We start from the raw sequence: 26,383 nt of genomic DNA, 5'->3' as shown, positions 1-26,383 counted from the left end.
GCTGTATTGAAGGCGTGCAATTGATCCGGCGGGAACACTTGTCACGTATCCGCCTCAATTGACTAGGAGACAGCCGCGCGAGCAGCTGTGTTTCGCGGCTATGTGTCGGCGCCTGCAGCGGTTTCGGGCGCTGCCGTTCAGAAAGGGTTTTCCGCAATGAATTTTCGTATCTTGGCCGCCCCGGTTCGGCCGCATGGGCGAATTGTCGCCCTGATGGCGGCAACGGCACTGTCCGCAGCGCTCCTGGTTCCTGCCGCTCAGGCCCAGCAGCCCGCAGCGCCGGCGCCCGCGGCACCGAAGGCTGCGCCCAAGGCGGCACCGAAGGCGGCCCAGAAGGCAGCGCCTGCGCCGGCCCCTGCACCCGCGGCTCCGCAGCAGTCCCAGGCCGCTCCGCCGCCCGTCGCGGGAGCACAGCCGCCGCCGCCGGATCAGCAGATCCAGCTCATCTACGCCCCCTGGACCAAGTTCTGCCTGAAGGGCCAGGAAGCCACCGCCAAGCAGGTCTGCTTCACCGGCAAGGACGGCCGCATCGAATCTGGTCAGCCTGTGATCGCTGCCGTTGTCATCGAGCCGGAAGGCGAGCCGAAGAAGATCCTGCGCGTGACGCTGCCGCTCGGCATGCAACTCGTTCACGGCACCCGCATCATCATCGACGGCAATCCGCCGCAGCAGTCCCCCTATGTGATCTGCTTCCAGAACGGCTGTATGTCGGACTATGAGGCGACGCCGGAAATGATCGCCAACCTGAAGAAGGGCCAGAATCTGGTGGTCCAGGCGATCAACTCGAATGGCGCGCCGCTGACGCTGCCGCTGCCGCTCAACGGTGAGTTCGCCAAGGCCTATGACGGCCCCGCCACCGACCCGAAGCAGTTCGAGGAAACCCAGAAGAAGCTGCAGGAAGAATTGCAGAAGCGCGCCGAAGAGCAACGCAAGAAGCTCGAAGCCGGCGGGCAGGGTGGGGCCGCACCGGCTCCGGCCAATCCGGCAGCCAAGTAAGCGCGCAAGCAAGCGCGCGGGAATACCGCAAAACAAAAGGCGCCCGAAGGGGCGCCTTTTTCAGTTAGAGCGTTTTCGAGCGAAGTGGACACCGGTTCGCGTGAAGAAAACGCGTCAAACAAGAATCCAAAGCTTGTCGGAACGGCCGCAGCACCTGAGGTCTGTGGCTTCATTCAAGATGCGGCGCCATGCGATAGTGTCTGGCTGATAGCGATTTGTCGCTCTGGTGGTCCTGCGCTTCGTGTGCGACCCCGACATCGAAGCACAATCAAAGAACCAACATGGGAGGCCAGACGAAAGCGCGTTCACGCGCCGTCGATGCGCAAACGCGCGCGTGTGCGTTCGCGAACCCTGGCCGCCGTTCGCAATCATGGAATTCGGCCAATGTCCCAGCGTCTCAACAAGCAGCGGCGGGAACCGCTGGACCTCCCGATGGAGCAGCCGGCCCGGCGCACCTCGCTCGATGGTGACGCCAGTGTGAAGCCGGACACCGTTGCCCGGGACACCGCGGCCCAGGACACCGCCAGAGTGTTCCATCCGGGCATCGTTCATCTCGCGCTGGCGATGGGCGGTTTCGCCATCGGCATTGCCGAATTCGCCACCATGAGCCTGCTGCCGTTCTTCGCACGCGATCTGCACATCAGCGAGCCCATGGCCGGCCACGCGATCAGCGCTTACGCCCTTGGCGTCGTGGTGGGCGCGCCTGTTATCGCCGTGCTGTCGGCGCGTGTCACACGGCGGACGCTGCTGATCGCGCTGATGGGCTTCTTCGCGCTGATGAACGGCCTCTCAGGTCTGGCGCCGGATTATCACACCATGCTGGCGCTGCGCTTCCTCGCCGGGTTGCCGCATGGCGCCTATTTCGGGATCGCCATGCTGGTCGCCGCCTCGCTGGTCCCGATGGACAAGCGTACCAGCGCGGTGGGGCGCGTGCTGCTGGGCCTGACCATCGCTACCACCGTCGGCGTCCCGCTGGCCAACGGGGTTGGCCAGATGATCGGCTGGCGCTGGGCGTTCGCGATCGTCGCCGGGCTTGCGCTGCTGACCGCGATCCTGGTCGCGGTGTTCGCCCCGCGTGACACCGTCAACACCGGGGCGAGCCCGTTGCGCGAACTCTCCGCGCTCGGACGCAAGCACGTCTGGCTGACGCTGGCGATCGGCGCCGTGGGCTTCGGCGGGTTGTTCTCCGTCTACACTTATCTGGCCTCGACGATGCTGGCGGTGACGCATGTGTCGCCTGCGCTGGTGCCGGTGGCGCTGTGCGTGTTCGGTGCGGGTCTCACGGCCGGCAACATCATCGTGCCGCGCTTCGCCGACCGCGCCTTGATGGCCACGGCGGGCGGGCTGTTGCTGTGGTCAGCGGCGACGCTGGCGCTGTATCCGCTGGCGGCGGCGAATTTCTGGACGCTGCTGATCGATGTGCTGCTGATCGGGCTGGGCGGGGGGCTCGCCACCGTGCTGCAAACCAGGCTGATGGACGTGGCAGGCGAAGCGCAAAGCCTCGCCGCTGCGCTCAACCACTCCGCCTTCAACGTCGCCAACGCGCTGGGGCCGTGGCTGGGCGGAATGGCCGTCGCCGCGGGTTATGGCTGGGCGTCCACCGGCCTGGTCGGTGCGGGATTGGCGCTGTCGGGCTTCGCCGTCTGGGCGGTCGCGGCGGCGCTATCAGCGCATGAGGGGGTCTAAGCAGCCGTGATCGCGGCGCCATGCGCCACGCTCGAAAGCGCAGGCCGTCAGTTCAGCGACGGGTTGCGCGGGCGGTAGCCGCCCGCCTTGTCCTTGACGAAGATTTCGGCGACCTGCGAATGGCGGATCGGCTCACCGGAATCGTCGGGCAACAGGTTCTGCTCGGAGACATAGGCGACGTACTCGGTCTCCGAGTTCTCCGCGAGCAGGTGATAGAACGGCTGGTCCTTGTGGGGGCGCACATCCTCAGGGATCGACAACCACCACTCTTCGGTGTTGTTGAACTCCGGATCGATGTCGAAGATCACGCCCCGGAACGAGAACACCCGGTGGCGCACGATCTGCCCGATCTGAAATTTGGCGGTCCGTGCTTTGATCATGTCTCGTTCGATAGACCAACATTGTGGCCGATGCTAGGGGGCAGGAACGCGAATTAACCCCCGATTTACCGATTCTAGCCGGGGCGAACCGTCCCCAAACCAAGCCCTAGAAACCACTTTCAGAATGATCGATATCCTCAACCTGGCGCTGCCGTATTTCGGCCTGATCTTCATCGGTTTCGCCTGCGGCAAGGCCAAGGGCCTGCCCGAGAGCGGGCTCGCCTGGATGAACTTCTTCCTGCTCTATGTTTCGCTGCCGGCGCTGCTGTTCGGGATCATGTCCAAGACGCCGTTCTCGGAGCTGAACAACCCGCCATTCCTGATCGCCACCACGCTCGGAACCGTGATCGCCTTCTTCCTGGCGATGGTCGCCGGCAAGGCGATCGGAAGGTTGACGTTGCGCGAGGCGACGCTTGCGGGGCTGTCGGGTGCCTATGGCAATATCGGCTATATGGGCCCGGGGCTGGTGCTCGGCACCAAGGCATCGGCGCCGACCGCACTGATCTTCTGCTGCGACAGCATTTTCCTGTTCTCGATCGTGCCGCTCTTGATCGAGCTAACCGATCGCGACCATCCCTCGCTGCTGCATGCGCTCGGCGTGGTGCTGCGGCAGATCGTGCAGAACCCGCTGATCATGTCGGCGGTGCTGGGCGCGCTGGTCGCAGCACTCCACATCCCGCTGCCGGTCGCGCTCGACCGGACCATCCAGTTCCTGGAGAATGCCGCGGCACCAATGGCGCTGTTCGTGCTCGGCGTCACGGTCGCGTTGCGGCCGTTCAAGCGGGTGCCGTGGGAGGTCCCCGGCGTGATCGCGATCAAGCTCCTGATCCATCCGCTGCTGGCGTTCGGCTTGATGCTGCTGTTCGGTCCGTTCGCGCAGCCCTGGGCGGCGACCGCGGTGCTGATGGCCTCGCTGCCGCCGGCGCTGAACGTGTTCGTGATCGCCCGGCAGAACGATACCTGGATCGAGCCGGCGTCGGTCGCGGTGCTGATCGGGACTTTTGCATCCGTGGTCACGCTGACCAGCGTGATGTGGGTCATCCAGACCGGACGCCTTGCCTTTCCTTAAGAGGAACGTCGCCATGACGGCGCCAGACCCTCGCGCATGGCGAGCCGCCGCAGCGGGCCGACCGAACCGATCAGATGCAGGCCGCCGGCGCGCATGGTCTGGACGGGGAGGAAATCGCTGAGCAGCGAGCGGTTGGCGATGTCGATCGCCCAGGTTCGGCTGGCGACGTCGGGACGCCGTGCCGCCTGATAGCGCGACAGCACTTGCGGCGCGCCCGGATCTTCGCCGCGCGAGATCGCTTGCCCGACGATGTCGGCGATATCGGCGGCGTCGCGCAGTCCCATATTGAGACCCTGTGCGCCGATCGGCGGCAGCACATGGGCTGATTCCCCGACCAGCGCGATGCGGTCCTTGGCGAATTGCCTGGGTCGCTCGATGGCGAGAGGAAAGACGTGGCGCCCGGGCTCGATCTGGAGACGGCCGAGGATGGAATGGGACTGCGTCTCCGCGGCTGCGGACAATTCGTCGTCGCCGAGCGCTACCAGCCGCTCGGCTTCCTTGGGCGCGCAGACCCAGACCACGCTGCTTCTGTTACCGCTGAGTGGCACGAACACGCAGGGGCCATGCTCGGTGTGGAATTCGGTCGAGATGTTCCGGTGCGGCCTTGTATGCGTGATGTTGAAGGTGAGGGCGGACTGGCCGAGCTTGCGGCTGACGATCTCGATGCCGGCGGCCTCGCGCGACAGCGAATGGCGCCCATCGGCCCCGACCACAAGCCGCGCCGACAATGACCGGCCCTGGCTCGTTTGGACCTCGACCGCGGCATCTCCAGGATGGATCGTGGCGGCCTCGTCGTCGATCCGCGTCAGCGATGATAATTCGCCGGCACGCGCCTCGAGCGCTGCGACCAGCGAGCGATTGTCGATGTTGAAGCCGAACTGGTCGCGCCCGATCTCGTCGGACGAGAAGCGCACCTCCGGCGCGCGGATCAGGCGGCCGGTGTCGTCGACGAGACGCATGGTCTTGAGTGCCGCGGCCTTGTCGCTGCAGCGCCGCCAGATGTCCAGCCGCTCCAGCAGATCGGTGGAGGCGCCGAGCAGCGCGGTGGTGCGGTTGTCGGCATAGGGCGCGTGCCGCGCCAGCAGCGCGGTTTTTGCCCCCGTGTCGGCCAGCGCAATCGCGGCCGTCAGCCCGGCCGGGCCGCCGCCGATTACAAGAACGTCATAAACCTGCAGTGTGTCGGTCATCCCAGGACAATTGACATTGTTGGCGTCAATTTCAAGCCACCGGTCACTGTTAAGAGTTTCAAGCAATTTGCGCGACGGAACGCCGCAACAGTGCATATGCAAAGCGGGGCGATTCCTGATAGCACTGCGGCCACATGGACCAGACCAGCCAGCCGGACGCGTTGCCAGAACGGATGCGGACCGCCGCATTCTCCGTTCATGTTTTCACGGCGCTCGGGGCCGGGATCGCGCTGCTGGCGATGCTGGAGGCGGTGCGCGAGCACTGGGCCGGCATGTTCGGCTGGCTCGGCGTCGCGCTTATTATCGACGGGATCGATGGCCCGCTGGCGCGCCGGCTCGACGTGGTGCGGCTGCAGCCGAACTGGTCCGGCGAGGTGCTCGATCTGGTGGTCGATTTCGTCACCTATGTGTTCGTGCCGGCTTATGCGATCACCGCGAGCGGGCTGCTGCTGCCGGTGGCGGCGCCGATCCTCGGCATCGGCATCGTGGTTTCGAGTGCGCTGTATTTCGCCGATCGCCGCATGAAATCCGACGACAACCATTTCCGCGGTTTTCCGGCGCTGTGGAATGCCGCGGCGTTCTATCTGTTCCTGCTGCATCTGCCGCCTGTCATGTCGACGCTGCTGGTCGCGGTCCTGATCGCACTGACGTTCGCGCCGTTTCACGTGGTGCATCCGCTCCGCGTGGTGCGGCTGCGCTGGCTGACGCTCTGGCTGCTCGGCGCCTGGGCCGTGCTTGCCGCCTACACCCTGGCACACGACTTCATGGTCGGCGCGCCGATTACATTCGGGCTTTGCGTCATCGCCGCTTACATCGTCGGCAGCGACAGCGTGATCCGCAGATTGAGAGCATTCAAGGCATGATGGAATTGATCGCCAGCCCGGAGGCCTGGGCTGCATTGCTGACGTTGACCGCGCTGGAGATCGTGCTCGGCATCGACAACGTGATCTTCCTCTCGGTGATCGTGTCGCGGATCCCACCCGCGCAGGCCAAGCGCGCGCGGCAGATCGGGTTGTTGCTGGCGCTGGTGTTCCGCATCCTGCTGCTCAGCATCCTGGTCTGGCTGATCGGGCTGACAGAGCCCGTGATCACGATCAAGAGCATCGCGCTGTCCTGGCGCGACCTCATCTTGATTGGCGGCGGCCTGTTCCTGATCGCGAAGGCGACCCACGAGATCCACGGCGAGGTCGAGGCGCGCGAGGCCGATGAAGCGGCCGGGCCGAACGCCAGTGCGTTCTTCTGGGTGATCGTGCAGATCATCATCATCGACCTGGTGTTCTCGCTGGACTCGATCATCACCGCGATTGGCATGGCGCAGGATATCGAGATCATGATCGCGGCAGTCGTGATCGCCTGCGTCATCATGTACGTCTCGTCAGGACCGGTGGCGCGATTTGTCGCGGAGCATCCGACCACCAAGATGCTGGCGCTGGCGTTCCTGGTGCTGATCGGCGTGGCGCTGGTGGCCGACGGATTCAGTTTCCATATCCCGCGCGGCTACATCTATTTCGCGATCGCGTTCTCGGCCGCCGTCGAGCTGTTCAATGTGCTGGCCCGGCGCAATCGCCGCAAGACGGCCGGATAGACCGGTTCCGGGCCGCTCTGTTGACAAGGCGGCCCCGATGGCATTCGCTCGCGTCACGTGAGACCCAAGGGGAGCGACTGATATGACCAAGGCTGTGCGCGTGCACAAGGTGGGGGGACCGGAAGTCCTGACCTATGAAGACGTCGAAGTCGGCGCTCCCGGCGCAGGCGAGGTGCGCATCCGCCAGCACGCGGTCGGGCTGAACTTCATCGACGTCTATTTCCGCACCGGCCTCTACAAGGCGCCCGGCCTGCCGTTCATTGCCGGCAACGAGGCTGCCGGCGAGGTGGTGGCTGTCGGTCCGGGGGTGACCAACTTCCACCCGGGAGACCGCGTCGCGTACTATTTCAATCTCGGCGGCTATGCGTCGGAGCGTGTGATCCCGGCCGACAAACTCGTCAAACTGCCCGACCACATCACCTATGAGCAGGGCGCCGTGCTGATGCTGAAAGGCCTCACGGTCTGGTATCTGTTGCACAAGACTTTCAAGGTCGAGCCGGGCCACCGCGTGCTGATCCACGCCGCCGCCGGCGGCATCGGGCTGCTCGCCTGCCAATGGGCGAAGGCGCTCGGCGCGCATGTCATCGGCACCGTTGGCTCGAAGGCCAAGGCCGACATCGCGCTCGCCAATGGCTGCGACCACGCCATCCTCTACAACGAGGAGAATTTCGTCGAGCGCGTCAAACAAATCAGCCGCGGCGAGCTCTGCGACGTCGTCTATGACGGGGTCGGCAAGACCACATTCCCGGGATCGCTGTCGTGCCTGAGGCCGCGCGGCCTGTTCGTCTCGTTCGGCAATGCCTCAGGCCCGGTGCCGCCGTTCGCGCTCGCCGACCTCAACACCCACGGCTCGCTGTTTGCGACCCGGCCGAAGCTCAACGACTATGTCGGCACCCGTAAGGAACTGCTCGAGGGCGCCGACACGCTGTTCGCGGCCGTCATCAACGGCAAGCTGCACGTGCCGATCAACCACGCCTACGCACTGAAGGACGTCGCGAAGGCGCATATCGACCTGGAGAGCCGGGCCACCACGGGCGCGGCGATCTTGAGGCCGTAAGGAGACTGTCATTCCGGGGCACGCGAAGCGTGAACCCGGAATCTCGAGGTTCCGGGTTCATCGCTGGCGCGATGCCCCGGAACGACGAGAGACCACTACGCCACCCGTCGCGCGGCACCCACCTTCGTCAGCACCGTATCCAGGCAATCCACCATCTCGGCGATCTCCTCGCGCGTGACATTGAGCGCTGGCATGAAGCGCAACGCATCCGGTTGCGGCGAGTTGACGAGCACGCCGGCCGCGAAAGACTCTGCGACGATCGCAGCACCGATCGGCATCTTGAGGTCAAGCGCGAGCAACAGGCCGCGGCCCCTGATATCGCCGAGCCCGTGCCGTGCCGACAGCCGCTGCAATTCACGCTCGAGGACCAGGCCGGCATCGACGACCGATTTCAGGAAATCGGGCTGGCCGATCTGATCGAGCACGACAAGTCCAGCGGCGCACATCAAGGGATTGCCATTGAACGTGCCGCCCTGGTCGCCGTGATCGAAGCATGAGGCATGTTCGGTCGCGAGCAGGGCGGCGAGCGGCACGCCGCCGCCGATGCCCTTGCCGAGCGTCATGATGTCGGGCTCGATCCCGGCATGCTCGTAGGCGAACAATTTCCCGGTCCGGCCCATGCCGGTCTGGATCTCGTCGACGATCAGCAACAGCCCGCGCTGCTGGGTCAGCGCCCGCAATTCCTGCATGAATGCGTCGGTCGCGGGCCACACGCCGGCTTCGCCCTGGATCGGCTCCAGCATCACGGCCACTGTCGACGGTGAGATCAGCCGCCGCACCGATTCGATGTCGTTCAGTCGGGCTTTGCGGAAGCCCGAGACTTTCGGCTCGAACAGCGGCTCGAACGCCTTCTTGCCCGACGCCGACATGGTCGCGAGCGTCCGGCCGTGGAAGCCGCCTTCGAAGGTGATGATCTCATGCGCGCCGTTCTTGTACTTGGCGCCGAATTTGCGCGCGAGCTTGATTGCGCCCTCATTGGCCTCCGCGCCGGAATTGGCGAAGAACACCTGGTCGAAGCAGCTCTGCTCGACCAGCGCCTTTGCAAGCTTGAGGCTCGGCTCGTTGTAGAATGCCGGACTCGGCGTCAGCAGCCGTTTCGCCTGCGCGGCAAGCGCATCCGCGACCACTTCCGGCGAATGGCCGAGCGGGTTGACGGCCCAACCCTGCACGAAATCGAGATAGCGGTTGCGGTTATCGTCCCACAGATACGAGCCCGCGCCGCGCACGAACACGACCTCGGGGCGGGCAGTAATGTCCATCAGCGCGTCGAACGGATGGGTGGCGTTGGTCATGTCAGTCTCCTCTGAGGTCAGTGTGGGAAAGGGCAGGCCGAAAAACGAGAAAGGCCGCGCTCTGGGGCGCGGCCTTCTCGAAAACCTTGGCTGATTTATCTAATCAGCGCTGGCGTCGGACACGGCGCGGCCCATCATCGTCGCTGGTGCGACGACGGCTGATGGCGCGGCGGTTGGTCCGGTTCAGGTTCATGGCGCATGGGCCATACAGCGAGAGGATGGGCGATGTCAAGCGGGAGGTGATATCGCGCACAAGCGGCTCGTGGAGCGTGTTAGGCTGCTCGATAGCTAATTTTGGAGGTGGCGCCGTGATCAAGCTTCTGATCGAACGAGACCTTCCGGAAAATTTCGATGTGACTGATGACGCTCAGGCGGCGCGTCATGCGCGGATTGCGCTGGATGCCATCGTCGCGACCCAGGGGAAGATGCACTGGCTGTGCACCTATGCGACCGACGACCGCAAACTGTTCGGGCTCGTCGTGGTCGAGAGCGAAGAAGTCATCGATGCCTATGTGCGCAATGCCGGCATCGGCAGCTCCGTGCAAATCCATCGCGTGCTTCGCACGCTGGACCCGGCGCTCGCCGCAGATAGGTGAGACTTCAGAATCCCGCGACGCCGCCGTGCAGGTCGTACTGGTCGGAGCGTTCGATCTTCGCGGTGACGATCTCGCCGACTTTGAGCGGGCGACGGCTCGACAGATAGACCGCGCCGTCGATCTCCGGCGCGTCGGCCTTCGACCGGCCTTTTGACACCGTCGGCCCGACTTCGTCGATGATCACCTGTTGCCGCGTGCCGACCTTGCGCTTCAGGCGCCTGGCGGAAATCTTCTGCTGCCGCGCCATCAGCGCGTTCCAGCGCTCCTGCTTGATCTCGTCGGGCACCGGATTGCCGATCGCATTCGCCGGAGCGCCGGCCACCGGCTCGTATTTGAAGCAGCCGAGGCGATCGATCTCGGCGTCATCGAGCCAGTCGAGCAGATAGGCGAAATCGGCATCGGTTTCGCCGGGGAAGCCGACGATGAAGGTCGAGCGCAGCGTCAGCTCAGGGCACTGTTCGCGCCACTTCTGGATTCGCCCCAGCGTCTTCTCCTGCGCGGCCGGACGCTTCATGGCGCGCAGCACGTCTGGGCTCGCATGCTGGAACGGGATGTCGAGATAGGGCAGCACCTTGCCTTCGGTCATCAGGCCGATGACCTCGTCGACATGCGGGTAGGGGTAGACATATTGCAGGCGGACCCAGGCCCCGAGTTCGCCGAGCTCCTTGGCGAGGTCGAAGAATTTTGCGCGGACGCTGCGGCCCTGCCACGGGCTCTCGGCATATTTGATGTCGACGCCGTAGGCCGAGGTGTCCTGCGAGATGACAAGCAGTTCCTTGACGCCGGCCTTGACCAGCCGCTCGGCCTCGCGGAGCACATCATTGGCCGGGCGCGACACCAGATCGCCGCGCAGCTTCGGGATGATGCAGAAGCTGCAGCGGTTGTTGCAGCCTTCGGAAATCTTCAAATAAGCATAGTGCCGCGGCGTCAGCTTGACGCCCTGCGGCGGCACCAGATCGAGATGCGGATTGTGCGCCGGCGGCAGCGCGCGGTGCACGGCTTCCAGCACGCTTTCATACTGCTGCGGACCCGTGATCGACAGCACGCCGGGATAGGCCGCCTCGATCTGCTCCGGCTCCGCGCCCATGCAGCCGGTGACGATGACCTTGCCGTTCTCGGCCATAGCCTCGCCGATCGCCGAGAGCGATTCCTGCTTGGCGCTGTCGAGGAAGCCGCAGGTATTGACGATCACGATATCGGCGCCGTCATGCTTGCGCGCGAGCTCATAGCCTTCCGCGCGCAGCCTGGTGATGATGCGCTCGGAATCGACCAGCGCCTTGGGGCACCCCAAGGACACAAAGCTCACTTTCGGCGCGGCGGCCTCTTGCATATCTGAATCTGCCTGATGGATAGGCAGGAGCTAGTCCCAATTGCCGAGAATTACAACCCTTTCCGGGGGCCATCGGCGTGTTATGGATGCGTCTTGCCGGGTCCTGCGAGTGGCTGATGAGCGCTGAGTCGTCTCCTAAAATCGTCATCGTCGACGAGAGCCCGATCCGTGCGGCCATCCTTGAGGAGGGGCTGCGGGAGGCGGGCTACACCGACGTCGTCCACATCAGCGAGATGCAGAGCCTGCTGTCGCGGATCTACGCGCTCGACCCCGACATCATCGTCATCGACCTCGAGAACCCGAGCCGCGACGTGCTGGAACAAATGTTCCAGGTTAGCCGCGCCGTCCGCCGGCCGATCGCGATGTTCGTCGACCAGAGCGACGCCGCCTCGATCCAGGCCTCGGTGGAGGCGGGCGTTTCCGCCTACATAGTGGACGGCCTGAAGAAGGAGCGCATCAAGCCGCTGCTCGATCTCTGCGTCTCCCGCTTCAACGCCTTCTCCAAGCTGCAGGACGAGCTCGACCGCACCAAGCATGCGCTTGAGGAACGCAAGGTGATCGACCGCGCCAAGGGTATCCTGATGAAAGTGAAGGGGCTGACCGAGGACGAGGCCTATGTGCTGATGCGCTCGACGGCGATGCGCGAGAAAAAGAAGATCGGCGAGATCGCGCAATCGATCCTGACGGCGTCGGAGCTACTCAAATGACCACACCATTGCGCATCGGGTTCATTCCGCTGGTCGACGCTGCCGCGCTGATCGTTGCCGTCGACAAGGGATTTACCACGACCGAAGGCCTCGACGTCACGCTGGTGCGGGAAGTGTCGTGGTCGAACGTTCGCGACAAGCTCAATATCGGGCTGTTCGATGCCGCCCATCTGCTGGCCCCGGTCGCGATCGCCTCGAGCCTCGGGCTCGGCCACGTCAAAGTGCCGATCGCAGCGCCCTTCAATCTCGGACTCAATGGCAACGCCATCACGGTGTCGCCGGCGCTGCACGCGGCCTTGATGGAGGAGATCGACGGCGATCGTTTCGATCCGATGGCGACGTCGCGCGCGCTCGCCCGCGTGGTGGCAAAGCGGCGAAAGAGTGGGGCGGAGCCGTTGACCTTCGGCATGACGTTTCCGTTCTCGACCCACAATTACCAGCTGCGGTTCTGGATGGCGGCAGGTGGCGTCGATCCCGATGAGGACGTCCAGCTCGTGGTGCTGCCGCCGCCCTACATGGTGGACAGCCTGGCGAATGGGCACATCGATGCGTTCTGCGTCGGCGCCCCCTGGAATTCGATCGCGGTCGATCTCGGTATCGGCCACATCCTGCATTTCGTCGCCGACATCCTGCTCAGCGCGGTCGAGAAGGTGCTGGCGTTGCGCCAGAACTGGTCGGAGAAGCACCCGGATGTTGTGGCGGCACTGGTGCGCGCGCATCTGCGTGCTGCCGAGTTCATCGAGGAGCCGAACAATCGGCCGGAGGTGGCGCGCATCCTCAGCTCACCCGAGCGGATCGGTGTCGACGCCAGCGTCATCCAGCGCACATTGGATGGCCGGCTGAAGATCTCGCCCGACGGCACCATGCGCGAAAGCGACCGCTATCTGTTAGTCGGGCGGGAGGCGGCGGCGAGGCCGGACCCGGTACAGGCGGCCTGGCTCTATGCGCAGATGGTCCGCTGGGGCCAGACGCCGTTCCGACCCGACGCGCTGAAGGCCGCAATGGCGGTGTTCAGGCCCGACCTCTACGACGCAGCCTCCGGACGGCTCGCCGGCACCTCCAACGCCATCGGCGCGTTCGCAGGCCCGCCCTTCGATCCGAATGATGTCCCCGGCCATCTGGCGGCCTTCAAGATCGGACGCTGGAAGCCCTGAATCCGGGGTGATGCTCTTCTGGGCACTTGGTTGTTTCAGCTCATTTTCTGAGCGGGATGCCCAGATTTCGTGGCCATCGCCGGATTGGCCGTTCTGAGCCGTTTTCTAACTCACTGAAACGTCTGGATATTCTCCGCGACTCGGTGTGGCACGCGACTTGTATGTTGCAGTGCAGCCACCCGTCGCCGAAGGCGGCTGGCAATATCCAAGATGGATTTCCGCAGCAACGAGGCTGTTCGGACCGTTTTGGGAACGAACCGGCGGTAGCGCCGAATTCGCGCCCTCAGTGGTCAAACCCGTTTCGTTGGGCCCACCCGCAAGGTGGCCGCAGGAGCTTCGTCTCAATCATGAAAATCGAGCCAGTCTCAGTCGACTTCACCGACGAGCAGAAGCGCTATCTGGAAGGCTTTACCACCGGCCTGCAGATTAGCCGCGTCGGCCGCGGCCTTGGCGGCGGTGCAGGCAAGGCCAGCGCCGAGCCTGTCGGCCCCGACGCTGCGCACCTCATGGCGCAGGACAAGGTCACCGCATCGGGCAAGAAGCTCGCCGACCAGGAGAAGTTCAAGCGCGAGGAGCATCCGTTCGACGCCTATCCGCGCCTGAAGCAGCAGGCGCTTGATAATGCGCCGCCGAACCCCGCGGACAATTTCCGCTGGCGCTATTTCGGCATCTTCTATGTCGCGCCCGCGCAGGATTCCTATATGTGCCGGCTGCGCATCCCGAATGGAATCCTGAAGCACTGGCAGTTCGCGGGTCTTGCCGATCTCACGGAAGAGCTTTGCGGACCGTTCTGCCACGTCACCACACGCGCCAACATCCAGGTGCGCGAGATTCCGCCGAAGAACGCGGTGGCGCTGATCGAGGGCATCCAGGATCTCGGGCTTTGTTCGCGCGGCTCCGGCGCCGACAACATCCGCAACGTCACGGGCACGCCGACCGCCGGGATCGATCCGCAGGAATTGCTCGACACCAGACCATATGCCCGGGAGTGGCACTACCACATCCTCAACGACCGCTCGCTGTTCGGCCTGCCGCGCAAGTTCAACGTCGCCTTCGACGGCGCCGGAAAGATCGCGGTGCTGGAAGAGACCAACGACATCGCATTCAGCGCGGTCGAGGTGAAGGAGGGCTTTGGCGTCGAGCCCGGCGTCTGGTTCCGGCTCGGCATCGGCGGCATCACCGGACACCGGGATTTTGCCAAATACTCCGATATCATCGTCAGGCCGGCCGATGCCACAAAAGTGTCTGATGCCATCGTTCGTGTCTTCATCGATCTCGGCGACCGCACCAACCGGCTCAGGGCACGTCTGAAATACGTCATCGACGGCATGGGGATGGAAAAGTTCCTGACCCTCGTCGAGGAACGGCTCGGCCAGCCCTTCACGCGCGTACCCGCCGAAGCGATGGCACCGCGGCCGGCATTCGAGCGCACCGCCCATATCGGCCCGCACCGGCAGAAGCAGGCCGGCCTGAACTGGATCGGCGTGGCACTGCCGCTCGGCAAGGTGAGCTGTGAGCAGATGCGTGGCCTTGCCAAAATCGCGCGCGATCTTGGCGACGGCGATATCCGCCTCACGGTATGGCAGAATCTGCTGATATCGGGCGTGCCCGACGCGAAACTCGCGCTGGCCACCGCCGCGATCGAGGCGATCGGACTTGCGATCAAAACCTCTGAACTGCGCGCTGGGCTGATCGCCTGCACCGGCCGCGCCGGTTGCAAATTCGGCCTTGCCGATACCAAGCTTAACGCCGCCAGGATTGCAGACTGGTGCGATCCGCGGGTGCCGATCGAGACGCCGATCAACATCCATCTCACCGGCTGCCACCATTCCTGTGCGCAGCATTACATCAGCGATATCGGCATGATCGGCGCGCGGATCCCGGTCGGCGATACCGACGACACGGTCGATGGCTTTCATGTCTTCACCGGCGGCGGCTTCGGTCCGGACGCCGATGTCGGGCAGGAGGTATTTCACGACGTCACGGCGGAGGACGCTCCTCGCTATGTCGAGCGGCTGCTGAAGGCCTACGTCAACAATCGTGCTTCGCCCGACGAAACCTTTCTCACATTTGCGCGCCGCCACGATGGCGAGACGCTGCGCAAGCTCGCCGATGCCGAGGTCTCCGCATGAACCAGATCAGCCCTCCGCCAAAGCTCGATATCATTCCGGCCAGCGCGCCGTTCTCCGAGGCGCAGCGTTCCTGGCTCAACGGCTTCTTTGCAGGCCTGTTGTCGGATGCACCGACGCCGCTATCGTCAGAGCAGGGCGGCTCGATCATGCAAGGGGCCGGCGACGGCGATGATGGCGAAGCGCCGTGGCACGACCAGACCATGCCGATATCGGATCGCATGAAGCTCGCCGAAGGCCGCCCGTTGCGGCGTCGCATGATGGCGGCGATGGCACAGCAGGATTGCGGCCAGTGCGGCTACAATTGCCACGACTATTCGGACGCGATCGCGGCGAAGAGTGAGGCGCGGCTCAATCTGTGCGTCCCCGGCGGCAAGGAAACCGCGCGGATGCTGAAGTCGCTCTATGAAGATATCGACAAGGCGCCGGCGCCAGCCTCGACGTCAGCGGCAGCCGAACCGGCCACGGCGGCAGCACCTGCCGGCGATCCCGGCCGCTCCCGCGACAATCCGATTGCAGCAAAATTCCTGTCGCGCCGGCTGCTCAACAGGCAGGGCTCGGAGAAGGAGACCTGGCATATCGAGTTCGACCTCGCGGTCTGCGGCCTCGACTATGTCGTCGGCGACTCCTTCGGCATTTTCGCGCGCAATGATCTCGGCCTGGTCGATCAGATCATCGCGATGCTCGGCGCCTCGCACACCACCGAGGTCCGCGGCAAGACGTTGCGCGAGGTGTTGCAGGACGACGTCTCGCTGTCACCGGCGCCGGATTCGCTGTTCGAACTGCTGTCGTACCTGACCGGCGGCGCGCAGCGCGAGAAGGCGCGCGCGATGGCGCAGGGCGAAGACCCCGATGGCGATGCGGCGACGCTCGACGTGATGGCGGTGTTGCAGAAGTTCCCGAAGGTGCGGCCGCATCCGGAGGCCTTCGTCGAGGCGTTGGAGCCGCTGCAGCCGCGGCTCTATTCGATCTCGTCATCGCACAATGCGACGCCCGGAAAATTGTCGCTGACCGTCGATTGCGTCCGTTACCTCGTCAACAAGCGCAAGCGGCTTGGGCTGGCCTCGACCTTCCTCGCCGAACGGATTAATCCGGGCGATGAGCTGAAGGTCTATGTGCAGAAGGCGCATGGATTTGCGCTGCCGCAGGATCCGAAGATTCCGATCATCATGATCGGGCCGGGCACCGGCATTGCGCCGTTCCGCGCCTTCCTGCTCGATCGCCGCGCCACCGGCGCACCCGGCAAGAACTGGCTGTTCTTCGGCCACCAGCGCTCCGACTGCGATTTCTTCTATGCCGACGAACTCAACGCATTAAAGACCGCAGGTCTGCTGACGCGGCTGTCGCTGGCATGGTCGCGCGACGGCGAGAAGAAATTCTATGTGCAGGACCGCATGCGCGAAGTCGGCCGCGAGCTGTGGACCTGGCTCGCCGAAGGCGCCAACGTCTATATCTGCGGCGACGCCAAGCGAATGGCAAAGGACGTCGAGCGCGCAATGGTCGACATCGTCGCCCAGCATGGTGCGCGCACCACCGACGAGGCGATCAGCTTCGTCGCCGATCTGAAGAAGCAGGGCCGGTTCCAGCAGGACGTGTACTAGAGCTATTTCCATTCCGATGGAATCGGAACGGAGCTCTAGATTCTTGTTTTGACGCGTTTTCTTCACGCGAACCGGTATCCATTTCGCTCGAAACGCTTTAGGCCGGTTCCCGGCGCCTCAAATTCGAGCGAATGAAATTCTCGCGCCGACCCGCAGCGAAGAATTTTTCACTGGGAACCGTCTCCTTCAGGCGAATGGCATCGCTATTTTTGCCACCCGCTTGAATCTGCGCGCGAACGATATTCCATATGCCGTCTAATGGGGCGTTGGAGATCGACCATGCGCGAACTATCGGCGGAAGCCCGCCTGCACCTTCACGCGCGAAATCTTTCCCGGAAGACCGGGAGCGGAGTCCATACCGTGGCGCTGTACGGCGCCTTTGCGGTGATCGCGGCCATCGTGTTCGGCACGCTGTCCATCCACCCGTTCTGACGTCTCGAGACATTGAAAAAGCCGCCGTCTGATGTCCTCAGGCGGCGGCTTTGTCTTGGCTGGATGCGGATCGTTCAGTACCCGTAACCGTAGCTACCGCCGCCGCAGGTGTTGCAGGTCGGCTGGACCGGCGCATAGTAGGAATAGCCCGGCGAGACCATCTGCGTGCGCTCCTGCGTGGCATATTGCGGCGCGATGCGCTCATAGGCGACGCCCTCGGGCGCGACCATCACGGTCTTCGGCACCATCACGGTGCGATATTGCGCCGGCATGCGATGCGCGACGACGCGGCCCGGCGCGACCATCACGGTTTCCTGGACCGTGCGATATTGCGGCGGCACCGACTGTACCTGATAGCAGGTCGTGCAGGGCTGGGGAGGCGGCGTGTAGCAGCTGGAGCAGCCGGCGGACGCCGCGCTGGTGAAGGCGGCCGTGGCAATCGCGGCAATGGCAAGCGAGATGGAGGTGCGGAACATGCTTTCGGACCCAATTTTCCAGAGAGGAAGGTCAAGGCTTGGAAAGCTGCACTTATCAACCAAACGGCAAGTTTGGGTTTAAGAAGACTCTTAACGGAATCTAAAGGGCCGGCAGCGTCGCCGGCGGCCCGTCAACAGTTCCTCTCAATGCGCCGTCTTGAACGGCGCAACCGCGATGCCCGCATCCTTCAGCGCCTGGCGCAGGCCGCGCGCGATCTCGACCGCGCCGGGCGTGTCGCCGTGGATGCAGACGGTATCGGTCTGCATCTTGATCACTTTGCCGGTGACGGAGACGACGGCGCCATCCTGCACCATCCGCACCACGCGGTCGGCGATCATCTTGGGGTCGTGCAGCACCGCACCGGGCTTCTTGCGCGAGACCAGATTGCCGTCGTCCTCATACGCGCGGTCGGCGAATACTTCATGCGCCATCCGCAGGTTGGCGGCTTCGCCGGCGCGCACCAGTTTTGAATTGGCGAGCACCACGAAAATCAGGTTGCGATCGACCGCCTTGATCGCATTGGCAATCGCCTTTGCGGTCATATCGTCCTCGCAGGCGACGTTGGAAATCGCGCCATGCGCCTTGACATGGGTGACCTTGTGGCCGGCCGCGGTCGCGATCGCCTGCAGCGCGCCGATCTGATAGGCGATGAGGTTCTCGATCTCCGACGAGGTCAGCCCCGGCATCGGGCGGCGACCGAAGCCGTGCAGGTCGCGATAACCAGGATGCGCGCCGACGCTGACGCCGCGGGCCTTCGCCAGTTCGACCGTGTGGCGCATAATGTCGGCATCGCCGGCATGGTAGCCGCAGGCGACGTTGACCGAGGTCGCAAGCTCGATCATCGCGGCATCATTGCCCATTTCCCAGGGGCCGAAGCTCTCGCCGAGATCGCAATTGAGGTCGATGGTTGTGGTCATGACAGCAGGTCCGTTGTTGTTGATCTTGATCTAGCCGGCTGCGGCAACCTGCCACGTCGCGGCGTCGGTGGCGCTGACCGCCTGGCCGGCGACGTTAGCATCTCGCAGCGCCTCGATGTTGAGCCCGAACTCGTCGATCCCGCGAAGGCGATCGGGCAGGGACCGCAGCAGGTCGCGGAACGTCTTGGTCTCCGCCTGCGCTTCCGCCATGGTCACCGCCTTGAAGCGGAACGGGCGGCCGGCGGAGATCTGGGCGAAGCGGCCGAAATCGGCCGATATCACGGTCGCGATCTTCGGGTAGCCGCCGCTGGTGCCGCGGTCCGGCATCAGCGCGATCGGCTGGCCGTTGCCGGGCACCTGGATGCTGCCGTTCACGGTGCCATCGGAAACGATGTTGTGGCCGTGCAGATGCTTGATCTGCGGACCTTCGAGCCGGTAGCCCATGCGGTCGCTGGTGGCGGAAATCTTCCATTCGCTGTCCACGAACAGCTTCTTGTTCTCGTCGGAAAACTCGTCGTCCTGCGGCCCGAACAGAACGCGGATCGGCGCTTCTGGAGTCGCCGGTAGCTCGATCCGGCGCTCGGCCGCGCCGCTCGCAGCTTGCGTCTTCAACTCGTCGCCGCTCTGCAGCGGGCGCGGATAGGGGCTGCCGAGCCCGGCGCGGGCGTTGACCGCGAGGCTGCCGAACATCGGTTCGCCTGCAATGCCATGCTCGATCGCCAGATAGCTGAACGAGCCACCGCGGGCAAAGCCGAGAGTGAGGGTTTCGCCGTCGGCGAGCGTCACCGAGCTGTCGAAGGCGACGGCGCGCCCGCCGATGTCGGCGTTGCGGGGCGCACCGGCGAGCGCCACGCGCACCGCGCCGCCATGCGCCGTGAAGCTGGCGCCGAACGGACCGATCTCGACGGCTGCCGCAAACAGGTCGTTGCCGACCAGCGTGTTGGCGGCCGCGAGCGCCAGCCGGTCCATCGCGCCGCTCGGCGTCAGGCCGTAGCGCTGTGATCCCGGGCGCCCACCGTCCTGCACCGAACTCGCCGGACCGATCGAGGTGACGACGAGCTTGCTCATGGTGTCACCAGTTCGGCGATGAACGCGCCGGCCTCGGCCGCGCGATCCTGGTCGGCAAAGGTCTTGGCGTCGACCGCCGTGAAGGTGATGGCGTCGCCCGGCTCCAGCAAGAAGATCGGGTCGCGATGCAGCTGGTAGGTTCGCACAGCGGTGCGGCCAAGCAGGTGCCAGCCGCTGGGGCCGGCGAGGCATTGCACGCCGGTCTGAATGCCGCCGATCGAGACGGTGCCGGCCGGCGTCAGCAGACGCGGATTCTGGCGGCGCGGCATGTGCAGGAACGTCTCCAGTCCGCTGAGATAGGACCAGCCGGGCGTGAAGCCGATCATGGCGACGCGATAGTCGCCCGCAACATGGCGCGCGACGATGTCGTCGGGCGTGGTGTTGAGCGTCTTCGCCACGTCCTCGAGATCGGCGCCGTGCTCGCCGCCATAGGCGACCGGAATGCGCCAGCGCCGCGTGCCGGCCGCAGTCGGCAGCGCCTGTTCCGCGCGCGCAAGCAGTTGCTCGCCAAGCGCGTCGAAATCGATCTGCACGGGATCGTAATGGACGAGCAGCGACCGATAGGTCGGCACCGTCTCGGTGATGCCAGCGATCGGTTCGGCGGCGATGAGGCGGTCGAGCGCCAGCACCCGCCGGTTGGCGGCCTCGTCGATGGTGCGGCTGAATTCCACCGTGATGGCGCTGTCGCCACTCGGCAAAAGGCGGGGAGGGTTTAAGGTTTCGGGCATCGGATTGAGCGGACTCTTGGTGCATCAAGCTAGCGTGTTTTGATGCCGAGTGGAATTCGCTTCGTGCAAAATGATGCAGCAACTTCAATAAATTAATCGGCATATCGGCGATAAGATCTGGTGATCGCAGAATTCGCGCGCGGCCCTTGACGCGAGGGTCTGGCCCCGCAAGATGCGCCCCGTCTCATTCCTCCCACCGGAGCTATCCTCCCAGATGTCCCTGTCCGCCGAAGCGATCGCGACGCTGTCGCACGTGTCCACCGCCACCATCACCACGGTCCTGCTCAAGAAGGGACTGCGTAACGTCTGGATGCGCGGCACCAAGCCGCTGAAGCCCGGGCAGAAGCGGCTGGTTGGGCCCGCCTTCACGCTGCGCTTCGTGCCGGCCCGCGAGGATCTGGCGACGCCGGAATCCTGGTCGTCGCCGATTTCGACCCGCACCGCGATCGAGGCGATGCCGGAAGGCTGCATCGCCGTGGTCGATTCGATGGGCATCACCGACGCCGGCATCTTCGGCGACATCCTCTGCGCGCGCATGGTCAAGCGCGGGGTGGCAGCGCTGATCACCGACGGCGTGGTGCGCGACCTCGAGGGCGTGCTCGGGACCGGCTTGCCGGTGTGGTGCGATGGCTATGCCGCGCCGCCGTCGGTCGCGGGGCTGACGTTTGTCGGCTGGGGTGAGCCGATCGGTTGTGGCGGCGTTGCGGTGTTTCCGAACGACGTCGTGGTCGCGGACCAGGACGGCGCGGTACTGATCCCGCAGGCCTTCCTCGACCTGATCCTGGCGGAAGGGCCGGAGCAGGAACGGATGGAAGCCTGGATCGTCAACGAGGTGAACAATGGCGCCCCATTGCCCGGCCTCTACCCGATGAACGCCGAGACCAAGGCGCGCTACGCCGCAAGCAAGAAATAACTTCAACAAAGCGAGGTAAGTCCATGGATATCCACGTTTCCGGCTCGCGGCCGACCCGCCGCGCGCCGCAGGAGAACTTTACCGGATCGGTGCTGCAGGACCCCATCAACATGGCGCCCGCGCCGGCGCGGCTGAACGCCTCGCGTGTCTCGTTCGAGCCCGGCGCGCGTACCGCTTGGCACACCCATCCGCTCGGCCAGACGCTTTACGTGGTCTCAGGCATCGGCCGCGTGCAGGCCAAGGGCGGCCCGATCAGGGAAATCCGGCCCGGCGACACCGTCTGGATCCCGCCGAACGAGAAGCACTGGCACGGCGCGTCGCCGGGCAACAGCATGACCCACATCGCCATGCAGGAGGCGCTCGACGGTGTCTATTCGACCTGGATGGAGCATGTCACCGACGAGGAATACGGCGGCAAGCTCGGCTGAGCCGCAGCTGATACCCAAACGAAAAGCCCCGCACACAGCGGGGCTTTTTTGCTTTCTGTAGCCCGGATGGAGCGAAGCGTAATCCGGGTCGATCTGTCATGTGGCGCGGTCCCGGATTACGCTGCGCTTCATCCGGGCTACAATTTCACGTCAATCAATTCGACCGCGTCCAGGTCTGGCCGCCGCAGAACATGCCTCCGAACGCACAGCCTTGCACCCGCAGGGTGTCGGAGCCCTTTAGCGCGATAGTGGAATCGTAGGTGCTGCCGGTGTTCGGATCGAGGATCCGGCCGCTCCATTTTTCCTTGGCGGGCTTCATGTTGATCAGGACCTGCTCGCCGTTCTCGCTCGACTTTTTGTCGACGGCGTAGCCGCAGAGATTGGCGCCGCACTGCTCGATGCGGACCCTGCCTTCCTTCTCTTCCGTCAGCCAAACACCCAGCGGCGAATTCGCCGCCTGCATGGGGTTCGGAGCCGGCTTGGGTGCGGCAGCCGGCGGAGGCGGAATCGCGGCAACGGCAGCTGGCGCCGGCGGTGCCGTCGGCGCAGCCTGCTGTTGCACGGGTGGCGGGGCGGGCGGAGGCGACGTGGTCGCTGCCGTATCTGATGGCGCCACCGCCACGGTCGTGTTGGCGGGCTCCGTTGCAGTCAGGGCAGGCGGCGCAGGAGGCGGCGGCGCCGCCGGAACGGTAGCCTGATCGGCTGGAGCGGGTGCCGGTGATGCTGCCGCAGCAGGGGCTTCGCTCGGCGGTGCCTGCGGATCGGTCTTGGTGTCCGTCTTGGCCTCCTGCGGCGCGGCCGGCTTGCGTTTCCGATCGGCGTCGTCGCCCTTGGCGCGCCGGGTTCGGTGGCCGCTATTGTCGTAGACGCCAGGGATCGAGACCGTCCCGCGATCGGGATCGATCCGGATGGTGCGGCCGCCATAGTCGAAGCTGTATTGCGCCTGCGCAGCGGCCGTGCTCGCCAACAAAAGCGCAGCGATCGCCAGAAGCTTCTTCATCTCGACCTCCAGTGCAGGGAATACAGTCCCCAAACTATCCGGCGGCAGCTTTGCGGAGCGTGACCCAGGTCACTTTCAAATCATAAGTCGTGGAGTAGCGGCTTTGGTTCAATCACTGGACCGCAGTCTAGTTTCGGTCCGGGAGACGGTCAATTTTCCGCACCGAAGCAGGCGTGTTTGCCGCGGTCTATTCAAACCATGCGGCGTAGATCTTCTTGTAGCTGCCGTCTTCCATCGCGATGTGCAGCCATTGGTCGACGAAGGCCTTCAGCGCCACATCGCGCTGCATCCAGTAGGCCTTTTCCGCGAAATCGAACGGGGTGTCGGGATGCACCGCGCAGAGCACGCCGGGATGCAGCTTCTGCTGGTAGCGCGTCTCGGATGAGTCGGTCATCATCAAGTCGGCGTCGCCCTTGGCGATCTCGTCGAAGATTTTGGTGTTGTCGTTGAACACGCGAATGTCCGCGCTCTTCACATTGGCTCGGGCGAAGCGCTCGTTGGTGCCGCCGGGATTGACGATGACGCGGGTGCCGGGCTTGTCGATCTCGGCGATGGTGTCGTATTTGCCGTTGTCGGCGCAGCGCGCGATCGGCGTCTTGCCCTCGCGCATGATCGGCGTTGAGAACAGACCCTTCTTCTGCCGGTCGAAGGTGATGGAGACGCCGCCCATCGCGATGTCAAAACTGTCGGCCTCGAAATCCTTCATCATTTGCGGCCATGCCGTCGGCACGAACTCGACCTTGACGCCGAGCGCCTTGCCAAGCGCTTGCGCCATGTCGACATCGAAACCGCGGAACGTCCTGGTCTCCCTGTCGAGAGAGGTGAAAGGCAAATAGTCGCCGGTCATGCCGACACGCAGCGTACCGCGCTTGACGATCTCGTCGAGGCGCGACGGGGCTTGGGCCTCCTGGGCATGCGCCGAGGACAAGAGCAATGCCAAAACGAGGCCGGCCAATGCGCGAAACATGAACTTCTCCGTCAATTCCGATGACATGTCGTTGCCCAGCATTTAGACCAGATGGCGCAATTGAGCCAGACCACCGGGAGCCGACGTGACCATCTCACTCCAGGACGCATCCATCGGCGTCTATGTGCCGTATCTCCGCAATCTTTCGGCGCTGCTTGATCACGCCGACGCTCATGCCAAGGTTCGCAAGATCGATCCGGAGGTGCTGCTGGCGATGCGGCTCTCACCGAACATGTACAGCCTTCGCCAGCAGGTCGGAGAGGCGCTCCGCCACGCCATCCTCAGTTGCGCGTTGCTGGCAGGCCGTGAGCCGTTGGTATTGCCCGGTGCCGAGCCAGATATCGCCGAGCTGAAATCCCGGATCTCGGCCACGATCGATTTCGCCCAAGGGCTGCCGCCGGCTGCCATCGATGCGGCTGCCGACAAGGAGGTCGTGTTCACGTTCCGCAGCGGCGCCACCAGGTCCTTTACCGGCCAATCGCTGATCCTGACCTTCAGCGTGCCACAGTTCTTCTTCCATGTCGCGACCGCCTACGACATCCTGCGCCATGCCGGCGTCGATCTCGCGAAGAAGGACTTTTTGGGACCACCGCGGCCGCCGCAGGCTTGAGGCTAGTTTTCGTCGCTCTCCCCGGGCGCGAGGCTGGCGATTGCAGTGCGGCTGATCATCTCGTGCTTGAAATGCTCGAAGCGCTGCTGTGCCGCAGCCTCGCGATCGTCGACGAACTTGATCGCGGCGTCCTTGTCCATCGGGCCGCTGACGAGCGGGGTCGATCCTTCGCCGACGGTCTCATCGACATAGTAACGGCCGTCGTCCTCGCGCACCGTCCATCGGAAGCGCAGTGCGGCCATCGGGCCGGGACCTGCCTTGGAATAGCCGTTGGCCTCGATCGGCTGGATCGGCGGCGGTTCGCTCGGCTCGGGCTCTCGATGCTCCGGTTCGACATGTTCCGGTTCGACTTGCTCGGCCGCGATCGACTGCGGCAAAGGCGGCGGCATTGCCACCGGTGGCTCCTCCACCGGGGCGAATTCCTTGTCTACCGATTTGGCCGGCTCGGGCGGCGAGATCGTCTGATCGAGAATGCTCGCGATGGCCGCGAGCGCATTGTCGGTCGGGTCGTTTTTACTCACGGTTTCGATCTCCAGACAGGACGCCAGCCCGTGGCGTCGATACGACTCCCTATCTACCTGATACGGCTGGGGTTTGTCAGCCTATGCGCAGACCGGGGGGCGTTTGTCCTTCCAGGGGTGAACCTGCTCGAGTTGGCCGGCGAGGCGGAACAGAAGTCCCTCCTGGCCAAGCTTGGCCGCAAACATCATGCCGAGCGGCAGTCCGGCCTTGTTCCAGGCCAGCGGCACCGACATTGCCGGCTGTCCGGACATGTTGAACATCGAGGTGCCCGGCATGTAGCGGCGCAGGACCTCCGCGATGTGGCTGAAATCCTCGGACATCGTGTTCAGTTCGCCGAGACGGAGCGGCGGCGTGCACAGTGTCGGGCTGAGGAAGATGTCGCAACTCTCGAAGAAGGCCGCGAGCCCGCGCGAGATCTGGAACGCGGCGAGTTGCGCGGCGACATAGTCCGCCGGCGTCAGCTTCAGCGAATTCTCCGCACTGGCCAGCGTCAGGCGCTCGACATCGTCCGACGTCAATTTGCGGCCGACGCGCTGCTCGAGCAATCGCACCGTCAACGCCGTGTTGCCACCGACGATCGTCGTCATCAGCGGACCAGGATCGGCCGCAAGCGGCGGCGCGCGCTCCTCGACATGATGGCCGAGGCCCGCCAGAAGCTTGGCGATGTCGCGGACCGCCTGGGCGATCTCGGGATCGATGGCATCGCCATAGGGCGACTTGTCGGTGAAGCTGATGCGGAGCCGGCCGGGGTCGCGGCCGACCTCCTGCGAGAAAGGCCGCTCCGGCGGCGGCGCGACATAGGGGCTCGACGGCTCAGGGCCGTGGATTGCGTCCATCATCACCGCACTGTCGCGGACACTGATGCTGAGCACATGGCCGACGGAAAAGCCGCCCCAGCCTTCGCCGCGGTCAGGACCGAGCGGGTTGCGCGCCCGTGTCGGCTTCATGCCAAATACGCCGGAGGCGGATGCCGGGATGCGGATCGAGCCGCCGCCGTCGCTCGCATGCGCGACGGGGAGAATGCGCGCGGCAACCGCGGCTCCTGCACCGCCGGACGAGCCGCCCGACGAATGCGCGAGGTTCCAGGGATTGCGGGTCGGGCCGAACAGGCGGGATTCCGTGGTCGGCATCAATCCGAATTCCGGGCTTGCGCTCTTGCCGAAGATCGTGACGCCGGAATCGAGAAAGCGCTGGGCCAGCGTGCCGTTGTGGTCGGCGACGAAGTCCTTTAACAGGCTCGCGCCTGACGTGGTGCGGGTGCCCGCGAGCAGGTCGAGGTCCTTGAGCAAAAACGGCACGCCGGTGAAGGGGCCGTCGGGCAAGCCCTTGGCGATCTGCCGCTCGGCATAATCATAGTGCTTGACGACAACAGCGTTGATCTGCGGATCGACCTTCGCCGTGCGGGCGATGGCCTTGTCGAGCAGCTCTTGCGCCGTTACGTCTTTCTTGCGGACGAGCTCGGCGAGACCGACCGCATCATAATTGCCGAATTCCTTGAAACCCATCTGCATGCTCCCGCATCGCCGGACCGATCTTCAGATTCAGTCCCGGC

Annotated in this window: 27 protein-coding genes; 15 read left to right on the top strand and 12 right to left on the bottom strand. The window is 64.6% G+C overall.

Translation table 11 applies throughout. The annotated features are described in order from the left end of the window. Window positions 1-156 precede the first annotated feature (156 nt). Window positions 157-996, top strand: coding sequence for an invasion associated locus B family protein (locus UP09_RS31335; protein WP_044542185.1), 840 nt, complete (start codon window positions 157-159; stop codon window positions 994-996). A 432-nt stretch (window positions 997-1,428) separates the two neighbouring features. Continuing rightward, a complete protein-coding gene (locus UP09_RS31330; RefSeq protein ID WP_502689106.1) occupies window positions 1,429-2,682 on the top strand; it encodes an MFS transporter in 1,254 nt (417 codons plus the stop codon). Between the two features lie 47 nt (window positions 2,683-2,729). On the opposite strand, the gene hspQ is transcribed toward UP09_RS31330, so the two are convergent. After that, window positions 2,730-3,062, bottom strand: a complete 333-nt coding sequence (hspQ, locus tag UP09_RS31325) for a heat shock protein HspQ (protein ID WP_044542184.1) — start codon at window positions 3,060-3,062, stop codon at window positions 2,730-2,732. A 124-nt stretch (window positions 3,063-3,186) separates the two neighbouring features. Here hspQ and UP09_RS31320 point away from each other — a divergent pair, with 124 nt between their 5' ends. Continuing rightward, window positions 3,187-4,131 carry an AEC family transporter gene (locus UP09_RS31320; RefSeq protein WP_044542183.1) on the top strand — a complete coding sequence of 315 codons (945 nt, stop codon included), beginning with the start codon at window positions 3,187-3,189 and terminating at the stop codon, window positions 4,129-4,131. Here the strand turns inward: UP09_RS31320 and UP09_RS31315 are convergent. Next, a complete protein-coding gene (locus UP09_RS31315; protein WP_044542182.1) occupies window positions 4,128-5,318 on the bottom strand; it encodes a UbiH/UbiF family hydroxylase in 1,191 nt (396 codons plus the stop codon). The two genes, UP09_RS31320 and UP09_RS31315, sit on opposite strands and share 4 nt — an antisense overlap. Window positions 5,319-5,452: 134 nt before the next feature. Between UP09_RS31315 and pcsA the strand changes: the two genes are divergently transcribed. The 3 genes from pcsA (at window position 5,453) to UP09_RS31300 (ending at window position 7,960) form a co-directional block, all read left to right on the top strand. Further along, window positions 5,453-6,181: a phosphatidylcholine synthase gene (gene pcsA, locus UP09_RS31310; RefSeq protein WP_044542181.1), complete on the top strand. Its 729-nt coding sequence runs from the start codon at window positions 5,453-5,455 to the stop codon at window positions 6,179-6,181. Continuing rightward, the gene (locus UP09_RS31305; protein ID WP_044542180.1) at window positions 6,178-6,903 is read left to right on the top strand and encodes a TerC family protein; all 726 of its coding nucleotides are present in this window, start codon (window positions 6,178-6,180) and stop codon (window positions 6,901-6,903) included. The genes pcsA and UP09_RS31305 overlap by 4 nt, the downstream gene beginning before the upstream one ends. A gap of 82 nt (window positions 6,904-6,985) precedes the next feature. After that, entirely contained in the window at window positions 6,986-7,960 is a 975-nt protein-coding gene (locus tag UP09_RS31300; protein ID WP_044542179.1) for a quinone oxidoreductase family protein, read from the top strand. Window positions 7,961-8,055: 95 nt separating this feature from the next. Here UP09_RS31300 and UP09_RS31295 read toward each other — a convergent pair whose 3' ends face one another. Continuing rightward, window positions 8,056-9,252 (bottom strand): acetylornithine transaminase, encoded by a 1,197-nt coding sequence (locus UP09_RS31295; RefSeq protein ID WP_044542178.1) that lies wholly within the window; start codon window positions 9,250-9,252, stop codon window positions 8,056-8,058. Window positions 9,253-9,470: 218 nt separating this feature from the next. On the opposite strand from UP09_RS31295, the gene UP09_RS31290 reads away from it, so the two are divergent. Next, window positions 9,471-9,848 carry a hypothetical protein gene (locus UP09_RS31290; RefSeq protein WP_156164865.1) on the top strand — a complete coding sequence of 126 codons (378 nt, stop codon included), beginning with the start codon at window positions 9,471-9,473 and terminating at the stop codon, window positions 9,846-9,848. Between the two features lie 4 nt (window positions 9,849-9,852). Here UP09_RS31290 and rimO read toward each other — a convergent pair whose 3' ends face one another. Further along, on the bottom strand, window positions 9,853-11,178 hold the full coding sequence (rimO, locus tag UP09_RS31285) for a 30S ribosomal protein S12 methylthiotransferase RimO (RefSeq protein ID WP_044542176.1): 1,326 nt from the start codon (window positions 11,176-11,178) through the stop codon (window positions 9,853-9,855). A gap of 116 nt (window positions 11,179-11,294) precedes the next feature. On the opposite strand from rimO, the gene UP09_RS31280 reads away from it, so the two are divergent. The 5 genes from UP09_RS31280 (at window position 11,295) to UP09_RS37890 (ending at window position 17,201) form a co-directional block, all read left to right on the top strand. Further along, the gene (locus UP09_RS31280; RefSeq protein ID WP_044542688.1) at window positions 11,295-11,885 is read left to right on the top strand and encodes an ANTAR domain-containing response regulator; all 591 of its coding nucleotides are present in this window, start codon (window positions 11,295-11,297) and stop codon (window positions 11,883-11,885) included. Beyond that, a complete protein-coding gene (locus UP09_RS31275) occupies window positions 11,882-13,039 on the top strand; it encodes a CmpA/NrtA family ABC transporter substrate-binding protein (protein ID WP_044542175.1) in 1,158 nt (385 codons plus the stop codon). The genes UP09_RS31280 and UP09_RS31275 overlap by 4 nt, the downstream gene beginning before the upstream one ends. 347 nt (window positions 13,040-13,386) lie before the next feature. Then, window positions 13,387-15,171 carry a NirA family protein gene (locus UP09_RS31270; RefSeq protein ID WP_044542174.1) on the top strand — a complete coding sequence of 595 codons (1,785 nt, stop codon included), beginning with the start codon at window positions 13,387-13,389 and terminating at the stop codon, window positions 15,169-15,171. Continuing rightward, window positions 15,168-16,769 carry a sulfite reductase subunit alpha gene (locus UP09_RS31265; RefSeq protein ID WP_044542173.1) on the top strand — a complete coding sequence of 534 codons (1,602 nt, stop codon included), beginning with the start codon at window positions 15,168-15,170 and terminating at the stop codon, window positions 16,767-16,769. The genes UP09_RS31270 and UP09_RS31265 overlap by 4 nt, the downstream gene beginning before the upstream one ends. 279 nt (window positions 16,770-17,048) lie before the next feature. Then, window positions 17,049-17,201 (top strand): hypothetical protein, encoded by a 153-nt coding sequence (locus UP09_RS37890; RefSeq protein ID WP_197082772.1) that lies wholly within the window; start codon window positions 17,049-17,051, stop codon window positions 17,199-17,201. A gap of 74 nt (window positions 17,202-17,275) precedes the next feature. Here UP09_RS37890 and UP09_RS31260 read toward each other — a convergent pair whose 3' ends face one another. The 4 genes from UP09_RS31260 to pxpB form a co-directional block, all read right to left on the bottom strand. Continuing rightward, a complete protein-coding gene (locus UP09_RS31260) occupies window positions 17,276-17,677 on the bottom strand; it encodes a hypothetical protein (protein ID WP_044542172.1) in 402 nt (133 codons plus the stop codon). Between the two features lie 144 nt (window positions 17,678-17,821). Further along, window positions 17,822-18,595, bottom strand: coding sequence for a LamB/YcsF family protein (locus tag UP09_RS31255; RefSeq protein WP_044542171.1), 774 nt, complete (start codon window positions 18,593-18,595; stop codon window positions 17,822-17,824). A 30-nt stretch (window positions 18,596-18,625) separates the two neighbouring features. Next, window positions 18,626-19,663, bottom strand: coding sequence for a 5-oxoprolinase subunit C family protein (locus tag UP09_RS31250; RefSeq protein ID WP_044542170.1), 1,038 nt, complete (start codon window positions 19,661-19,663; stop codon window positions 18,626-18,628). Beyond that, entirely contained in the window at window positions 19,660-20,391 is a 732-nt protein-coding gene (gene pxpB, locus UP09_RS31245; protein WP_044542169.1) for a 5-oxoprolinase subunit PxpB, read from the bottom strand. Before pxpB ends, UP09_RS31250 begins: the two co-directional genes overlap by 4 nt. 214 nt (window positions 20,392-20,605) lie before the next feature. On the opposite strand from pxpB, the gene UP09_RS31240 reads away from it, so the two are divergent. Both UP09_RS31240 and UP09_RS31235 read left to right on the top strand, forming a co-directional pair. Continuing rightward, window positions 20,606-21,304, top strand: coding sequence for a ribonuclease activity regulator RraA (locus UP09_RS31240; protein ID WP_044542168.1), 699 nt, complete (start codon window positions 20,606-20,608; stop codon window positions 21,302-21,304). A 23-nt stretch (window positions 21,305-21,327) separates the two neighbouring features. After that, window positions 21,328-21,732 carry a (R)-mandelonitrile lyase gene (locus UP09_RS31235; RefSeq protein ID WP_044542167.1) on the top strand — a complete coding sequence of 135 codons (405 nt, stop codon included), beginning with the start codon at window positions 21,328-21,330 and terminating at the stop codon, window positions 21,730-21,732. 154 nt (window positions 21,733-21,886) lie between these two features. On the opposite strand, the gene UP09_RS31230 is transcribed toward UP09_RS31235, so the two are convergent. Then, on the bottom strand, window positions 21,887-22,732 hold the full coding sequence (locus tag UP09_RS31230; RefSeq protein WP_044542166.1) for a DUF2147 domain-containing protein: 846 nt from the start codon (window positions 22,730-22,732) through the stop codon (window positions 21,887-21,889). A 187-nt stretch (window positions 22,733-22,919) separates the two neighbouring features. Next, entirely contained in the window at window positions 22,920-23,699 is a 780-nt protein-coding gene (locus UP09_RS31225; protein ID WP_044542687.1) for a transporter substrate-binding domain-containing protein, read from the bottom strand. Between the two features lie 85 nt (window positions 23,700-23,784). Here UP09_RS31225 and UP09_RS31220 point away from each other — a divergent pair, with 85 nt between their 5' ends. Continuing rightward, window positions 23,785-24,309: a DUF1993 domain-containing protein gene (locus UP09_RS31220; RefSeq protein WP_044542165.1), complete on the top strand. Its 525-nt coding sequence runs from the start codon at window positions 23,785-23,787 to the stop codon at window positions 24,307-24,309. A 2-nt stretch (window positions 24,310-24,311) separates the two neighbouring features. Here UP09_RS31220 and UP09_RS31215 read toward each other — a convergent pair whose 3' ends face one another. Together UP09_RS31215 and UP09_RS31210 are read right to left on the bottom strand one after the other, a co-directional pair. Next, complete coding sequence (locus tag UP09_RS31215) at window positions 24,312-24,830, bottom strand: hypothetical protein (protein WP_044542164.1); 519 nt, start codon at window positions 24,828-24,830, stop codon at window positions 24,312-24,314. 81 nt (window positions 24,831-24,911) lie between these two features. Continuing rightward, window positions 24,912-26,336, bottom strand: coding sequence for an amidase (locus UP09_RS31210; RefSeq protein ID WP_044542686.1), 1,425 nt, complete (start codon window positions 26,334-26,336; stop codon window positions 24,912-24,914). Between the last annotated feature and the right edge of the window lie 47 nt (window positions 26,337-26,383).

The organism is Bradyrhizobium sp. LTSP885 (genome assembly GCF_000938305.1).
Classification (GTDB): domain Bacteria; phylum Pseudomonadota; class Alphaproteobacteria; order Rhizobiales; family Xanthobacteraceae; genus Bradyrhizobium.
Note: the sequence above shows the minus strand (reverse complement) of the source record. Positions and strands in the feature narration are given on the sequence as shown.

Coding starts and splice junctions, on each gene's coding strand:
- UP09_RS31335 (WP_044542185.1), top strand. CDS start 157: ATGAATTTTCGTATCTTGGCCGCCCCGGTTCGGCCGCATGGGCGAATT.
- UP09_RS31330 (WP_502689106.1), top strand. CDS start 1,429: ATGGAGCAGCCGGCCCGGCGCACCTCGCTCGATGGTGACGCCAGTGTG.
- hspQ (WP_044542184.1), bottom strand. CDS start 3,062: ATGATCAAAGCACGGACCGCCAAATTTCAGATCGGGCAGATCGTGCGC.
- UP09_RS31320 (WP_044542183.1), top strand. CDS start 3,187: ATGATCGATATCCTCAACCTGGCGCTGCCGTATTTCGGCCTGATCTTC.
- UP09_RS31315 (WP_044542182.1), bottom strand. CDS start 5,318: ATGACCGACACACTGCAGGTTTATGACGTTCTTGTAATCGGCGGCGGC.
- pcsA (WP_044542181.1), top strand. CDS start 5,453: ATGGACCAGACCAGCCAGCCGGACGCGTTGCCAGAACGGATGCGGACC.
- UP09_RS31305 (WP_044542180.1), top strand. CDS start 6,178: ATGATGGAATTGATCGCCAGCCCGGAGGCCTGGGCTGCATTGCTGACG.
- UP09_RS31300 (WP_044542179.1), top strand. CDS start 6,986: ATGACCAAGGCTGTGCGCGTGCACAAGGTGGGGGGACCGGAAGTCCTG.
- UP09_RS31295 (WP_044542178.1), bottom strand. CDS start 9,252: ATGACCAACGCCACCCATCCGTTCGACGCGCTGATGGACATTACTGCC.
- UP09_RS31290 (WP_156164865.1), top strand. CDS start 9,471: ATGGGCGATGTCAAGCGGGAGGTGATATCGCGCACAAGCGGCTCGTGG.
- rimO (WP_044542176.1), bottom strand. CDS start 11,178: ATGCAAGAGGCCGCCGCGCCGAAAGTGAGCTTTGTGTCCTTGGGGTGC.
- UP09_RS31280 (WP_044542688.1), top strand. CDS start 11,295: ATGAGCGCTGAGTCGTCTCCTAAAATCGTCATCGTCGACGAGAGCCCG.
- UP09_RS31275 (WP_044542175.1), top strand. CDS start 11,882: ATGACCACACCATTGCGCATCGGGTTCATTCCGCTGGTCGACGCTGCC.
- UP09_RS31270 (WP_044542174.1), top strand. CDS start 13,387: ATGAAAATCGAGCCAGTCTCAGTCGACTTCACCGACGAGCAGAAGCGC.
- UP09_RS31265 (WP_044542173.1), top strand. CDS start 15,168: ATGAACCAGATCAGCCCTCCGCCAAAGCTCGATATCATTCCGGCCAGC.
- UP09_RS37890 (WP_197082772.1), top strand. CDS start 17,049: ATGCGCGAACTATCGGCGGAAGCCCGCCTGCACCTTCACGCGCGAAAT.
- UP09_RS31260 (WP_044542172.1), bottom strand. CDS start 17,677: ATGTTCCGCACCTCCATCTCGCTTGCCATTGCCGCGATTGCCACGGCC.
- UP09_RS31255 (WP_044542171.1), bottom strand. CDS start 18,595: ATGACCACAACCATCGACCTCAATTGCGATCTCGGCGAGAGCTTCGGC.
- UP09_RS31250 (WP_044542170.1), bottom strand. CDS start 19,663: ATGAGCAAGCTCGTCGTCACCTCGATCGGTCCGGCGAGTTCGGTGCAG.
- pxpB (WP_044542169.1), bottom strand. CDS start 20,391: ATGCCCGAAACCTTAAACCCTCCCCGCCTTTTGCCGAGTGGCGACAGC.
- UP09_RS31240 (WP_044542168.1), top strand. CDS start 20,606: ATGTCCCTGTCCGCCGAAGCGATCGCGACGCTGTCGCACGTGTCCACC.
- UP09_RS31235 (WP_044542167.1), top strand. CDS start 21,328: ATGGATATCCACGTTTCCGGCTCGCGGCCGACCCGCCGCGCGCCGCAG.
- UP09_RS31230 (WP_044542166.1), bottom strand. CDS start 22,732: ATGAAGAAGCTTCTGGCGATCGCTGCGCTTTTGTTGGCGAGCACGGCC.
- UP09_RS31225 (WP_044542687.1), bottom strand. CDS start 23,699: ATGTTTCGCGCATTGGCCGGCCTCGTTTTGGCATTGCTCTTGTCCTCG.
- UP09_RS31210 (WP_044542686.1), bottom strand. CDS start 26,336: ATGGGTTTCAAGGAATTCGGCAATTATGATGCGGTCGGTCTCGCCGAG.